Source organism: Streptomyces nanshensis (assembly GCF_001751255.1).
Lineage (GTDB): Bacteria > Actinomycetota > Actinomycetes > Streptomycetales > Streptomycetaceae > Streptomyces > Streptomyces nanshensis_A.
The window spans coordinates 330-13,279 of sequence record NZ_LJGW01000160.1 but is presented as its reverse complement, the minus strand read 5'-3'; the positions used below and the strand labels follow the sequence as shown (position 1 = coordinate 13,279).

Genomic DNA, 12,950 nt, shown 5'->3' with positions numbered 1-12,950 from the left:
CGCGGCGGCGGTGGCCGCGCCCCACGGAGCCGCCACGGCCGCCTCCTTCGACGAACTCCTCGACCGGTGCGAGGCGGTGGCCTTCGCCGTACCGCCCGCGGTCCAGGCCGAGTTGGCCGTACGCGCCGCACGGGCGGGCCGCGCCCTGCTGCTGGAGAAGCCGCTCGGCCCCGACCTGGCCTCGGCACGTGCGCTCGCCGACGCGGCGGAGTCCGCCGGCACCGTCGCCCAGCTCGTACTGAGCAAGCGATACCACCCCGTCACCCGTGAATTCCTCGCCCGCGCACGGGAGTCGACCGTCACCGGCGCCCGCTCCTGCTATCTGCACGGCGCGTTCCTCGGCGGCGAGATGGCCACCGGCTGGCGCCTGGAGCACGGCGCGCTGCTCGACCTCGGCCCGCATCTGCTGGACCTGCTCGACCTCGCCGTCGGACCGATAGCGTCCGTCCGCGGTACGGGAGACCCACGGCGCTGGATCGAGCTGACCTGCGAGCACGAGAACGGAGCCGTCAGCCAGGCGTCCCTGTCGGGCGCGATACGGCTCGCCCGCGCGCACACCAGGGTCGAGCTGTACGGCGAGGAAGGCGAACTCGTCTACGACGCCGAGGAGTTCGACCACGAGGAGTGCTGGCCGGTGCTGCGCCGCGAGTTCGCGGAGGCCGTACGCGGCAGGCGCGCCCCCGACCCGGACGTACGGCGCGGGCTGCGCCTCCAGGAGCTGCTGGCGCAGGTGCGCCCGGCTGCGGCTTGAGACGGCAGCCTGAGACGCGGGCCTGAGACGGTGGACCGGCCCCCGGGCCGTCACCGTTCCCGCGGCGGCGCCGTTCCCGAAGCGGCGGTGCCGGGCCGCTCGGCCGGACGAACGCCCCGGACCTCTCTCGGATGACCCCGGACGAGGCCGGACGACGCCGGACGAGCCCGGCACAGAGCCCCCGCAGGCGTCCGCATGCTGAGACTTGGCGGTCCCTCCTGGGCGTGATTCTCGCCACCCTGATCAACCCATCGCTCAGATGAGCGCTCACCTGGGCGGTCCAGATCTCCAAGGAGCAAGCCGGGACTTTACCCGTCCTAGATTCACGGCCCGAAGAACGTGCTGACTCTGCGTGCTCGCCGACGGGTCTCCGGTGGCGTCCCGGAGTTGTGAATTCGACTTGTGTAGCCGATCTTTGCGGCCGCGCGTGAGGGCGCTCGCCTTCGATCCTCGCCGTCCGGGTGGTTACGGCCCTTTGGCGTAGCGCTGGACGTACGCCCCTGCCTTCGATCTGGGTACGCTCCCCGCCGTCAGGCCAGCCGTCCACAAGGGGTCGAGTCCCGTGCCGGATCACGCAGCAGCGCAGAAGTTCGTCTACGACTTCACAGAGGGCAACAAGGATCTCAAGGACCTCCTCGGTGGCAAGGGGGCCAATCTCGCCGAGATGACCAACCTCGGGCTCCCGGTCCCGCCGGGATTCACCATCACGACCGAGGCGTGCAAGGTCTACCTCGACAGCGGCGCCGAACCGCCCGCGCTCCGCGAAGAGGTCAGCGCCCATCTCGACGCGCTGGAGCGGAAGATGGGCAAGAAGCTCGGCCAGGCCGACGACCCGCTGCTGGTCTCCGTGCGGTCGGGTGCGAAGTTCTCCATGCCCGGGATGATGGACACCGTCCTCAACATCGGGCTCTCCGACGACTCGGTGCACGGCCTGGCCGCGCAGTCCGGCGACGAGCGCTTCGCGTGGGACTCCTACCGCCGCCTCATCCAGATGTTCGGCGACACCGTCCTCGGCATGGACGGCGAGGTCTTCTCCGAGGCGATGGAGCAGGCGAAGAGCCTCAAGGGCGTCACCAGCGACGTCGACCTGGACACCGCCGACATGCAGGCGCTGGCCGAGAAGTTCAAGCACTTGGTGCTCAAGGAGACCGGCCGCGACTTCCCGCAGGACCCGCGCGAGCAGATGGACCTCGCCGTCAAGGCGGTCTTCGACTCCTGGAACGGCCAGCGCGCCAAGCTCTACCGCCGCCAGGAGCGCATCCCGCAGGACCTGGGCACGGCCGTCAACGTCTGCTCGATGGTCTTCGGCAACCTCGGCCCCGACTCCGGCACCGGCGTCGCCTTCACCCGCGACCCCGCCACCGGCCAACAGGGCGTCTACGGCGACTACTTGCAGAACGCACAGGGCGAGGACGTCGTCGCCGGCATCCGCAACACGGTGCAGCTCGCCGAGCTGGAACGGCTGGACAAGCCCTCGTACGACCAGCTCATGCAGATCATGGAGACCCTGGAGAACCACTACAGGGACTTGTGCGACATCGAATTCACCATCGAGCGCGGCAAGTTGTGGATGCTGCAGACGCGCGTGGGCAAGCGCACGGCCGCCGCCGCGTTCCGTATCGCCACCCAGCTCGTCGACCAGGGACTCATCGACGAGGCCGAGGCGCTCCAGCGCGTCAACGGCAACCAGCTCGCCCAGCTCATGTTCCCCCGCTTCGACGGCAACGGCGGCATCCAGGACGCCGACGAGATCGGCTGGGGCATCGCCGCCTCGCCCGGAGCGGCCGTCGGCAAGGCCGTCTTCGACTCGTACACCGCGATCAAGTGGTCGCGCTCCGGCGAGAAGGTCATCCTCATCCGCCGTGAGACCAACCCCGACGACCTGGACGGCATGCTCGCCGCCGAGGGCATCCTCACCTCGCGCGGCGGCAAGACCTCCCACGCGGCCGTCGTCGCCCGCGGCATGGGCAAGACCTGTGTGTGCGGCGCCGAGGAGCTGGAGGTCGACACCAAGCGGCGCTGCCTGAAGTCGCCGGGCGGCAAGGTGATCGAGGAGGGCGACGTCGTCTCGATCGACGGCTCCACGGGACGCGTCTACGCCGGCGAGGTTCCGGTCGTTCCCTCGCCCGTCGTCGAGTACTTCGAGGGCCGCATGCACGCGGGCGCCGACGACGCCGACGAACTGGTCAAGGCCGTCCACCGGATCATGGCGTACGCGGACCGGGTGCGCCGGCTGCGCGTACGCGCCAACGCGGACAACGCCGAGGACGGCGCACGCGCCCGCCGCTTCGGCGCCCAGGGCATCGGCCTGTGCCGTACCGAGCACATGTTCCTCGGCGAGCGGCGCAGCCTCGTCGAGCGGCTGATCCTCGCGGACACCGAGGACGAACGGGACGAGGCGCTGGAGGGCCTGCTGCCGCTCCAGGAGGGCGACTTCGTCGAGCTCTTCGAGTCGATGGACGGGCTGCCGGTGACCGTGCGGCTGCTCGACCCGCCGCTGCACGAGTTCCTGCCCGACATCACCGAGCTGTCGGTACGGGTCGCGCTCGCCGAGTCCCGTAAGGACGCCAACGAGAACGACCTGCGGCTGCTCCAGGCCGTGCACCGGCTGCACGAGCAGAACCCGATGCTCGGCCTGCGCGGTGTGCGGCTGGGCCTGGTCGTACCCGGACTCTTCACGATGCAGGTACGGGCGATCGCCGAGGCCGCGGCCGAACGGAAGTCCGCCGGCGGCGACCCCCGCGCGGAGATCATGATCCCGCTGGTGGGCACCGTGCAGGAGCTGGAGATCGTCCGCGAGGAGGCGGAGGCGGTCATCGCCGAGGTCGAGGAGCGGCACTCCGTCGAACTGAACCTCACGCTCGGCACGATGATCGAACTGCCGCGTGCCGCGCTGACGGCCGGCCAGATCGCCGAGTGCGCCGACTTCTTCTCCTTCGGCACCAACGACCTGACGCAGACGGTGTGGGCGTTCAGCCGGGACGACGTGGAGGCCAGCTTCTTCACGGCGTACCTGGAGAAGGGGATCTTCGGCGTCTCCCCGTTCGAGACGATCGACAAGGACGGCGTCGGCGAACTCGTCCGCCTCGCCGTCGAGAAGGGCCGGGCGACACGGCCCGACCTCAAGCTCGGCGTCTGCGGCGAGCACGGCGGCGACCCCGAGTCGGTGCACTTCTTCCACGAGGTGGGCCTCGACTACGTCTCCTGCTCGCCCTTCCGCATCCCGGTCGCACGCCTGGAGGCGGGCCGGGCGGCGGCCAGGGACTGAGCGGGACGTTCTTCCCGACCCGCCCCGCGCCCGCGCAACCTCACCGGCGGCGGGACGGGCCCGGGAAACCCGGGGGGTGGCACCTGTGCGGAGGTGCCACCCCCTTTTTCTCTGACTTCTGACGCAGACCGGCGTGCGGTTCCTCAAGGACAAAAGCCACCGCAGGGAACTCCACCACCACGGCGACGGTGCCCGAATCACGATCACCGTCGAAGACATCCGCGAGAACGTGGTGCTCGCGCAGTCGAACCCAGCAGGCGCCATGCCTGAAGAGAGCAGCCTGACAGGCGTCTTGGGGCGCCTAGCGGAAATAGTTGAGCATCGCGTCTCTCAACCTGACGGTGAACTCGCCTTCTTCACCCGGGAAGAGACTGTCGAACTCGTCGGCAGAACCGAGAACTGGGTCACCGAGGCCATACAGAATTGCGGAATCCGGTCTGCCCGCATCGGGGAGTCGCCGCGCTTCGTCACGACCATCTCCGGCCGCTCCCTCGCCGCCATCCTCACGGCCCTGTGGACCATCGCCCACAGCCCTCACGCGAGCAACGCCGAACTCGTCGACTGGGCCCTCGCCGTCACTCTGTATGAGCAGACAGGCAGCACCGTCGAACGACTCCGGCACGGGCCTCAAGGCCACGACACCCCGGTCGTCATCACCATCGACCGGTACCCCGCCACAACCCCTGTCGACCAAGGCAACGTCTAGCGACCTTGCTCGCGACCCCCGCTCCTCAAGGCTCGGAGCGGGGGAGGTGCTGCGCTGGGTCGGTGGAAATCAGAGTACGGTCTGAGTATGCTCTGAGGTATGAGTACCGCACCCGCCGAGTCGGTCACCTTCACCGACCTCTCCCGCAACCCGAAGGGCGTCGCCGAGAAGGCCGCCGCCCTGGGGCGCGTCCTCGTCACGCACCGCGACGGCTCCGATTTCATACTGACCACTGCCGAGGTCGCCGAGCGCCACGACGAGAACCTGAACATCGCCTCCCGGCTGTTCCTCGCACTGATGAAGCGGGACAGCGGCTTCAAGAGCCTGCTTCTGGGCATGCCCGACCTGTTCCCGTGGGTGCGGCACCTGGAGGACGAGGAGGTTCGCGAGTTCGCCGTTGAACTGTTCCAGGCGCTGTCCGATGCCGCCGAACTGGACGCCACGGAGGCCGTACACCGGGCGATCGTGTCGTGGCGGGCCACTGCCCGCATCAAGGCCGACCCGGATCAGGCGAAGGATGCGGCACGGCCGCTGACCGGGCTCGACTTGGGGCCTGCCAGGGTTCACGAGTGAGCCCGAAGAAGGGCGACCGCGTCAGTGTGCCGCCCCTGGAGGGCTGGAATGTCGTCCACGGCACCACCGAGGCCGCAGTCGGTTGGGAAGAGCTGTGCCGGGCTGCGCTGACGAATACCTCCCGGTGTCTGGACGCGTTACGTGCCGATCCCCGGTCGCACGGCGACTGGAATCGGCAGCACGCGCTCCGGGGCAATCTGAAGCAGCGTGAGTGGAAAGGCAGGCTGCTCGATCAGTGGGAGTACGAGGTGACCGCGGGGGGCCGAGTGCGGTATCTGATCGACGACGAGGCGCGCACGGTGATCCTCGTGTATGCGTCGCCGAGCCACCCCAAGGACACAGAGTGAGGCAGCGTCTCCGGTGAGCTGGTGCGGTCTCTCGCTTGCTGCAGTGTGCACAGGGCCCAGATCGGCCGCGGGCGGCGCGTCAGGACGGACGGCCGCCGAAGCGCCATCGGTGGACCTCGACGTCCGCGTAGCGGCCGGGGGTCAGGACGGCGCGTGCCGTCTGCGGGTCCGGGGCGCGGATCAGTGCCGCCGTGCCCAGCCACAGGTCGCCGTCGTCGGACAACAGCGGCCCGTAGGCGATCAGTTCGTCGGCGTCGGGCGGCGGCGCGGTGGTGTCCGCGGCGGGTGCGGGTGCGGCCAGGCCGAGCACCAGGAAGCGGTCGCCGCCGGTCCGGCCGCCGGGGAAGTCCCACATCGTGCACCCCAATGTGTTGTGCCACCGTCGCAGCAGCACGTCCCGGTACGCGCCGGCCTGGTAGCCCGGCTCGTCGAAGGCGAACGCGCGGGCGGCCGCCGGACCGGCGAGGTCGAGGACGTGCACGCTGCCGGTGAGCACCTCGTCCGGCCCGGAGAACGTCGGCCCCCGGGCGATCATCTCCGACGCGTACCCGTCCATGTACGACCAGTGCGCTTCGAGCAGTTCGTGACGCAGCGGCATCGAGCCGGGCCGGTCGCGGTGGTAGCAGAAGAACTCCATGGCCGGCAGTCTCCCGCGCCGCGGCGGGGGCGGCGCGCCCCCCTGGTCAGTTCGGGCTGTGGACGGTGACCGCGTAGCCGTCGGGGTCGGCGAAGGTGAAGGTCCTGCCGAACGGGCCGTCGAAGGGCGCGACGGTGATCTCGACGCCGGCGGCGGCGAGCTTGTCGTGCACCGCCTGGGCGTCGTCGGACCGCAGCCACAGCACGACCCCGAGCCCCGGGCGGGGCGTGGCGTCGAGATCGACGCCGGGGAGCGGCTCGCGGACGGCGAAGGCGATGGGCTCGGTGGCGAAGACGACGGCGTGGGGCGGTGCGCCCTGCGCCCGCTGGAGACCGAGTTGGGTCTCGTAGAAGTGCGCGGACTTCTCCAGGTCGCGAACTTGCAGGCCCAGGAAGTCGGGTCCGGTGACGGTCATGGCAATCTCCTCGAAACATGTGTCAGGACGTTGACACGTAAGTCTGTGTCAACATGGTGACATGAGTCAAGTGGAGAGCCCGGGACCGGTCGACGAGTCGGTGGGCTACGTACTGAAGAAGGCGGCCACCGCGCTGCGCGCGGCGATGACCGGCGCGCTGCGCCCGCTGGATCTGACCGTCCCGCAGTACGCCTGTCTGGAGGTCCTGCGGCAGAAGCCGGGGCTGACCGGATCGGAGCTGGCGCGGGCCGTGTTCGTCACCCGGCAGTCGATGAACCTGGTGCTGAAGGGGCTGGAGCGCCGGGGGCTGCTGACCCGACCGGCGACGCCCAGCCACGGCAAGGCGCTGCCGACGGAGCTGACCCCTGCCGGACGCGAGCAGTTGGCCGCCGCGCATCACGCCGTCAACGCCGTGGAGAAGAGGATGCTGGCGGCTCTGACCCCGGAGGCCGAGCGCCGGCTCTGCGCCGACCTCACCGCCTGCGCGGCCGCACTCGCCGACGAGGGTGAAGACGAGGGCGCGGGGGAGGGCGTCGACAGCGAACTGCGTTGAGTGAGGGCGCAGTGCGCCGGACCGTGAACTCCCTCACCCGGCATGGAGGAGTTCAGGGGCTTGTGAGGTGGCCGGAAAGCAGCCACCGCTTGGCGATCCGGGCTGTTCGTCCGGTCAGGACGACGCGACTGAAATGTGCCGCTTCGTGCCTTCCGGTTCCGGGGAGCATCCCTCGTCAACGCCAACAGGGAGGGGAACAGGTGGCCTTCGGGATCGACCGTTTAGAGGCGGAAGTCAAGAATCTCGCCGACCAACTCCAGGCACTCACCACCCGCGTGGAAGCCCTCAACTCGACCTTCCACATCGGCCTGGGCGAAACCCGCACCCACGTGAGCAGCTCCGCCGAGGAGACCCGTGCCCTGCTGAACGGTGCCCTCAACGAGACCTGCACCCAGCTCAATGACGCCAGTAACCAAACGCGTCAGGATCTTGCCTCGCGTATCGAAGCCGTCCGTGCAGACGTCAGCCGTCTCCATCTCACCGAATCCCGACCCGGGCCGGTGACTCGGTCAGAACCGGAGCCGGAAACTCAGCCCGAACGGGAGCCGGAGCCGGCACCCGAGCCCGAGCCCGAGCCCGAGCCGGAACCAGAACCGGTACCGCCCCCCGCTTCACAAGAAGCCCCGACCAGCCATGCGTCAGACGATGGCGACGGGCAGCGGCACCTGGAAGCGCTCGACGCAGCCGCTCGAATCAGCACGGTCCGACTGGCCTGTCATCGCGACCTCTGGGCGTACCTCGTGGAAAACGTCGCCCATGAGCGGTACTTCCGGGTTCCCGACAAGGTCGAAGCCCTCGACCACGGACGTATCCGAGCCGCTCTCTCCGGGCCGTCCCTCATCGCCGCTCTCGCCGTTCTCCGCGAACGGCAGAGCAGCCGCACATCCGGCGAAGAACCCGGAGCCGGGGCACAAGCCCGAGTGCTTTACACCTCCCTTTCGGATGCTCTCCGCGATCTCACGCACGGACCCCGTACCGTCCACGATCCGCACGTCGATATCCACATCGACCTCCGTGACCCGGCCACGCCGACCGCCGAAAACGATCGCCCCGAAGACGATCCGCCCGCGGACAACCCGCCTGGGGACGGCCGGCCCGAGGACGACGGCGCCAGTTAGCCGGGCGGCCCCTCCCGAAGTCCCCGCTGCCACCGGGCAGCGGGGCGCGTAGGGGACCGGGGTGCCGCCCCCCCCCCGTCGTGCGGGGTGCCCGTCAGCCCGCCGGGCTGCCCACCGGGTCGCGTTCCGCGGGTGGTTCGGGGGACGGGGCGGCCGGGGCGCGGTCGTCGATGACGATGCGGACCGGGGCGCCCGTGCCGTGCGGGGCGATGTCCGCCACGGCGGCGTGGAAGCGGTTGTAGATCTGGGCGGCGAGGTGGTGGGTGCCCGGGGAGGCGTCCGGGGACTGGGTGACCTCCCAGAGCGCGTCCGCGATCGCGATCAACGTACGGCCGGAGAAGGTGAGTTCGACGATGCCGTCGCACGCGCCGGTCGTACTGCCCGCGGTACAGCCCGCCGGCATCCGGAAGTGCTCGCCCCTGCTTGCCTGTTCGGCGATGAACGCCCAGGTGTCGGCGTGGCAGACCAGTTCGGCGCGGGCGACGCCGGCGGCGTGTGCGAGGAGGTCGTGGTGCGGATGGTCGTCGGAGAGATCGACGGCGGAGCCGAGCGGGGCGTCGTGCGGGGAGGAGGCTGGGTCGTCGGCGGGGGAGTCGTACGGCGGCTCCAACGGGCCGTCGAAGGACGGGCGTACGGCATCGGGAACGGCGTGCGCCGCGAGGACGGCCGCGCCGCCTCCTGGCCCGGCGGGCTCGGCGCACCGGCTCTCGACCAGGGCGCACACCTCGGCGATCTCCCGGCGTACGGCGGCGAGTTCGCGGCTGTTGGCTTCGCTGATACGGCGGATGTCGGCGAGTTCCGTGCCGAGGTCGGCACCGCTCTGTGCGACGGCGGTGTTGAGGTCGGTGCTGATTCCGGAGATCTGTACGGACAGGTCCTCGACTGCCTTGACGATGCGCCCGATGCCGAATGCCACCCTGGTCGTTCCTCCCTGTCGTGCTGTGCGTACTGCCGGAGGGAGGCTTTCCGTACACGGACGCCGTGACGCGGGCGGCTTTCGGCCGCGGAGCAACCCGGACGGCCGGATTCCGTTCTGGACCGGCGCACACGCCGCCCCCCGACGCACCGCACCGCGTCCCACCGCACCCCACCGTGCTCGGGTCCGCTACAGCTCCGCCCCGATCCGCTCCGCCGTCTGCCGCAGCAGCGGGGCGAGTTCGGCCGCGCGGGCGGTGCCGAGGCGGATGCTCGGGGCGGCGACCGTGAGCGCCGCGACGCAGGTGCCGAAGCGGTCTCGTACGGGGACCCCGACGCCGTGCACACCCGTCACGCTCTCGTCGATGTTGAGGGCGTAGCCGCGGGTGCGGGTGGCGGCGAGATCCGCTATGAGCGCGTCCACGTCGGGCAGGGTCGCCGAGGTCAGCGCGGTCAGGCCGCGGCGGTAGCGGGTGCGCGCGGCCTCGGGGGAGAGCTCGGAGAGCAGCGCCTTGCCGCCGGCCGTCGCGTACGCGGGCACCCGGTCGCCCGTACGTGTACCGACCCGCAGCGGATGCGGGCCCTCGACGCCGTCGGCGAAGCGGGAGTCGGGGCCGTCGAGGACGAGGAGGTTGGTCGTCTCGCCCGCGGCGTCCCGCAGTTGAGCGAGATGGCTGTGGGCGACGTGGACCAGGGCCGGTTCGTCGACGGGTCCGCGGGTCAGGCCCAGCAGGACGGGGCCGAGGCGGTAGCGGCGTCCGCCGGGCTCCTGTTCGACGAAGCCGTGGCCGCGCAGCGTCGTCAGCAGCCGGTGCGCGGTGGAGCGTGCGACGCCCAGGTGGTCGCTGATGTCGGTGACGCGGACGCTGTGGTGGCCGCGCAGATACACCAGCGTGCGCAGGGCGTTGTCGACGGAGCTGGCGGCGTAGACGTCCCCGGGCTGCCCGCGGGACGCCGGCGCCTCCGCCGTGCCCGGCACGCTCGACGTACCGGATGTGCCCGCCAAGCCCGAAGTGCTCGGTGTGGTCGGTGTGCTGGGCGTTCTTCGTGTGGTCCGTGGGCGCCGCGTGGCCGGAGCACCCGGAGCGCCCCCCTGTTTTTTCGGCATGGCAGAAAAGCTATCGCAGCATGTTCCGCATGCCACTCCGCGAGTCTAGTTTGACCGGCGGTCCGCGTCCGCTCGGACGTCCGCCCCCGAGGCGTCCGGACGCACCGTGACAACCGCAACGGAGAGCCCATGAAGGCCGCACCGGGAGACCCGTCCCCAGCGAACTCACCGACCGGTTCGGCGGTCGGCCCGCCCGCCGACGCCGTTCCGTCCACCGCCACGTCACCGTCCGGGCCGGGCACGGCAGACGCCGCCCCGGGCCGCGGCTGGCGTTCCTGGCACACCCTGTGGGTGCTGCTGCTCCTGGGCTGGACGGTCAGCGCCGCCGACAGAGCCGTCACCGGTCCCGTCGTGACGTGGATGATCGACAACGGCGTGGGCTTCCTCGCCGACGCGGAGAACCCCCACGCCCTCGGCGGTCTCGTCGGCGGGCTGTTCTTCGCCGGATACATGCTCACGCAGTTCCCCGGCGGCTATCTCGGCGACCGCTACGGGCACCGCACCCTCATCGTCGTCAGCCTGCTGTGGGCGGGCGTCGCCACGATGCTGACGGGCTTCATCGGCGGGCTCGTCGCGTTCATCGTCGTACGCGTCGTCACCGGACTCGGCGAGGGCGCCTTCTACTCCAACGACCGCAGCCTCATCACCGCCGCCACACCCGAGCGCGACCGCAGCCTCGCGATGGGCGTCGTCATCACCGGGCTCTCGCTCGGCATCACCATCGCGACCGTCTTCACGCCCGAACTCATCGAGTTCGGCAGGCTGTTCCTCGACGGGGTCGAGGCGTGGCGGATGGTCTTCTGGGTGCTGGGGCTGGCCACCGTCGTGGTCGGCGTGGGCGTCGCCTGGTGGTTCCGCGAGCATCTCAGCTTCTCCGGGGTCAGCAAGGCGTCCCTGCATCTGGGCGGTTACTCCGCCGTCTCGCTCGCGCTGGTGATGGGCGTGTACTGGGTGGGCACGGGCGCCGGGCTCTCCGAGCTGTGGGTCGCGCTGCTCGAAGTCGCCCTCGCCGTAGGGCTGGTGCTCTTCGCGCTGGCGCGCAAGGGCACCGAGATCGGGCCCGTCATCAAGAACCGCGATCTGTTCCTGCTCTACGTCTGCAACATCGCCATCCTGTGGAACCTGTGGTTCTTCAGCTTCTGGTCGGTCTCCATCGTCGCCGGCGCCGCCAACTCCTCGTTCATGAGCGCCGCGTTGACCGCGGGCTTCAACGCCGGAGCCGGCATCCTCGGCTTCCCCGCGGGCGGCTGGCTCTCGGACTACGGGCTGCGGCGCGGCTGGGGACGCAAGGGGATGATGCTGACCTTCACCGGCGTCCAGGCCGTGCTGACGCTGCTGTTCGCCTGGTACCTCAGCGCCGCGGCGCATCCGTCGCTGTGGGTCATGGGGCTGCTGCTGTTCACCGCGAGCCTGTTCTTCAACGCGCTCCAGCCCGTCGGGCACGCGCTGACCGCGGAGTTGGCGCCGGCCCGGCTGCGCGGTTCCGCGTTCGGCATGGAGAACCTCATCGGCGAGATGGGCGCCGTGCTCTCCCCGGCGATCAGCGGTGTGCTGCGCGACAGCACCGGAGGGTGGACGGCCGCGGTGTGGATGGACGCGGCGATCGTCGTCGTCGGCTTCGGCATCCTCACCCAGGTCCGCTACCGGCCGCCCGTCGAGGTCTGAACGGGGCCCGGGCGGCGGCCGGTTGGAGCGGTTCGCCGTGTCCGGCCGGCAGCGGACCCGGGCCGGCCGGCCGTTCCGGCGTACGAGCACGGCACCCGCACAGGCACCCGTACGAGTACGAGTACGAGTACGAGCACGCACGACGAGCCGGGCGGCCCGGCGCCACGCCACCGCCCGGCCCCGGCAACAGGAGTCACCCAGCCATGCCCACCGTCCGCGACGCGGCGCTCGACGTGATGCGCCGGCACGATCTGACCACCGTGTTCGCCAACCCCGGCTCGACCGAGGTGCCCTTCCTCGTCGGTCTCCCCGGCGACATCCGCTTCGTCCTCGCCCTGCACGAGGGCTCGGTCGTCGGCGCCGCCACCGGCTACGCCCTCGCGCGCGAGGCGCCCGCGCTCGTGCTGCTGCACACCACGGCGGGCCTGGGCAACGCGGTGGGGGCGCTGGCCACCGCGCGCGTCAACCGGGCGCCGCTCGTCGTGCTCGTCGGGCAGCAGGACCGCAGACATCTCGTCCAAGAGCCCTTTCTCGCCGGGGACTTGGAGCAGCTCGCGGGCGATCACCCCGTACGGACGGAAACGCCGCCGCGCGCCCAGGACGTGCCCGGAGCGATCGCGCGAGCCGCGCACGCCGCCCGTACGCTGCGCGGTCCCGCCCTGGTCGTGGTGCCGATGGACGACTGGGCGCAGCCCGCCGAGGAGGTGCCGCTGCCCGCGCCGGACGCGCTGCGTCTGCCGGGCTCGGCCGATCCGGAGGCCGTGGCCGAGGTCGCCGCGCTGCTCCACGAGGCGTCCGCGCCCGCGCTGGTCGTGGGGGCCGGAGCGGACGACCCCGGCACCTGGCACGCGCTGACGCGTCTCGCGGAACGGTTCGACGCACCGGTGTGGCAGG

General features: G+C 70.8%; 13 protein-coding genes. 9 read left to right on the top strand and 4 right to left on the bottom strand.

Annotated features, from left to right (window positions below):
- The 5 genes from AN218_RS09885 to AN218_RS09865 form a co-directional block, all read left to right on the top strand.
- The coding region (locus AN218_RS09885) for a Gfo/Idh/MocA family oxidoreductase (protein WP_070016400.1) at nucleotides 1-751 on the top strand (751 nt) is incomplete at its 5' end.
- Between the two features lie 562 nt (nucleotides 752-1,313).
- Entirely contained in the window at nucleotides 1,314-4,019 is a 2,706-nt protein-coding gene (gene ppdK / locus AN218_RS09880; RefSeq protein WP_070016397.1) for a pyruvate, phosphate dikinase, read from the top strand.
- Nucleotides 4,020-4,152: 133 nt separating this feature from the next.
- The gene (locus AN218_RS09875) at nucleotides 4,153-4,725 is read left to right on the top strand and encodes a hypothetical protein (protein WP_070016396.1); all 573 of its coding nucleotides are present in this window, start codon (nucleotides 4,153-4,155) and stop codon (nucleotides 4,723-4,725) included.
- Between the two features lie 99 nt (nucleotides 4,726-4,824).
- Nucleotides 4,825-5,298: a prevent-host-death family protein gene (locus AN218_RS09870; protein ID WP_070016395.1), complete on the top strand. Its 474-nt coding sequence runs from the start codon at nucleotides 4,825-4,827 to the stop codon at nucleotides 5,296-5,298.
- Entirely contained in the window at nucleotides 5,295-5,645 is a 351-nt protein-coding gene (locus AN218_RS09865; protein ID WP_070016394.1) for a hypothetical protein, read from the top strand. Before AN218_RS09870 ends, AN218_RS09865 begins: the two co-directional genes overlap by 4 nt.
- A 79-nt stretch (nucleotides 5,646-5,724) precedes the next feature.
- On the opposite strand, the gene AN218_RS09860 is transcribed toward AN218_RS09865, so the two are convergent.
- Nucleotides 5,725-6,282 carry a YciI family protein gene (locus AN218_RS09860; RefSeq protein ID WP_070016393.1) on the bottom strand — a complete coding sequence of 186 codons (558 nt, stop codon included), beginning with the start codon at nucleotides 6,280-6,282 and terminating at the stop codon, nucleotides 5,725-5,727.
- 46 nt (nucleotides 6,283-6,328) lie between these two features.
- Entirely contained in the window at nucleotides 6,329-6,697 is a 369-nt protein-coding gene (locus tag AN218_RS09855) for a VOC family protein (RefSeq protein ID WP_070016392.1), read from the bottom strand.
- A 61-nt stretch (nucleotides 6,698-6,758) separates the two neighbouring features.
- Between AN218_RS09855 and AN218_RS09850 the strand changes: the two genes are divergently transcribed.
- Together AN218_RS09850 and AN218_RS37450 are read left to right on the top strand one after the other, a co-directional pair.
- Nucleotides 6,759-7,250: a MarR family winged helix-turn-helix transcriptional regulator gene (locus AN218_RS09850; protein ID WP_070016391.1), complete on the top strand. Its 492-nt coding sequence runs from the start codon at nucleotides 6,759-6,761 to the stop codon at nucleotides 7,248-7,250.
- A gap of 200 nt (nucleotides 7,251-7,450) precedes the next feature.
- The gene (locus AN218_RS37450) at nucleotides 7,451-8,368 is read left to right on the top strand and encodes a hypothetical protein (protein ID WP_216311749.1); all 918 of its coding nucleotides are present in this window, start codon (nucleotides 7,451-7,453) and stop codon (nucleotides 8,366-8,368) included.
- A 94-nt stretch (nucleotides 8,369-8,462) separates the two neighbouring features.
- On the opposite strand, the gene AN218_RS09835 is transcribed toward AN218_RS37450, so the two are convergent.
- Together AN218_RS09835 and AN218_RS09830 are read right to left on the bottom strand one after the other, a co-directional pair.
- Nucleotides 8,463-9,284 (bottom strand): hypothetical protein, encoded by an 822-nt coding sequence (locus tag AN218_RS09835; protein ID WP_070016388.1) that lies wholly within the window; start codon nucleotides 9,282-9,284, stop codon nucleotides 8,463-8,465.
- Between the two features lie 189 nt (nucleotides 9,285-9,473).
- Nucleotides 9,474-10,289, bottom strand: a complete 816-nt coding sequence (locus AN218_RS09830; protein ID WP_244900385.1) for an IclR family transcriptional regulator — start codon at nucleotides 10,287-10,289, stop codon at nucleotides 9,474-9,476.
- A gap of 231 nt (nucleotides 10,290-10,520) precedes the next feature.
- Between AN218_RS09830 and AN218_RS09825 the strand changes: the two genes are divergently transcribed.
- Nucleotides 10,521-12,056, top strand: coding sequence for an MFS transporter (locus AN218_RS09825; RefSeq protein ID WP_079131992.1), 1,536 nt, complete (start codon nucleotides 10,521-10,523; stop codon nucleotides 12,054-12,056).
- A 203-nt stretch (nucleotides 12,057-12,259) separates the two neighbouring features.
- Nucleotides 12,260-12,950: thiamine pyrophosphate-binding protein (locus AN218_RS09820; RefSeq protein ID WP_244900384.1), on the top strand; the 691-nt coding region annotated here is incomplete at its 3' end.

What these genes read in the sequence shown, in the direction of transcription:
- AN218_RS09870 (WP_070016395.1), top strand. Translation starts at nt 4,825, where the DNA reads ATGAGTACCGCACCCGCCGAGTCGGTCACCTTCACCGACCTCTCCCGC.
- AN218_RS09860 (WP_070016393.1), bottom strand. Translation starts at nt 6,282, where the DNA reads ATGGAGTTCTTCTGCTACCACCGCGACCGGCCCGGCTCGATGCCGCTG.
- AN218_RS09855 (WP_070016392.1), bottom strand. Translation starts at nt 6,697, where the DNA reads ATGACCGTCACCGGACCCGACTTCCTGGGCCTGCAAGTTCGCGACCTG.
- AN218_RS09850 (WP_070016391.1), top strand. Translation starts at nt 6,759, where the DNA reads ATGAGTCAAGTGGAGAGCCCGGGACCGGTCGACGAGTCGGTGGGCTAC.
- AN218_RS09825 (WP_079131992.1), top strand. Translation starts at nt 10,521, where the DNA reads ATGAAGGCCGCACCGGGAGACCCGTCCCCAGCGAACTCACCGACCGGT.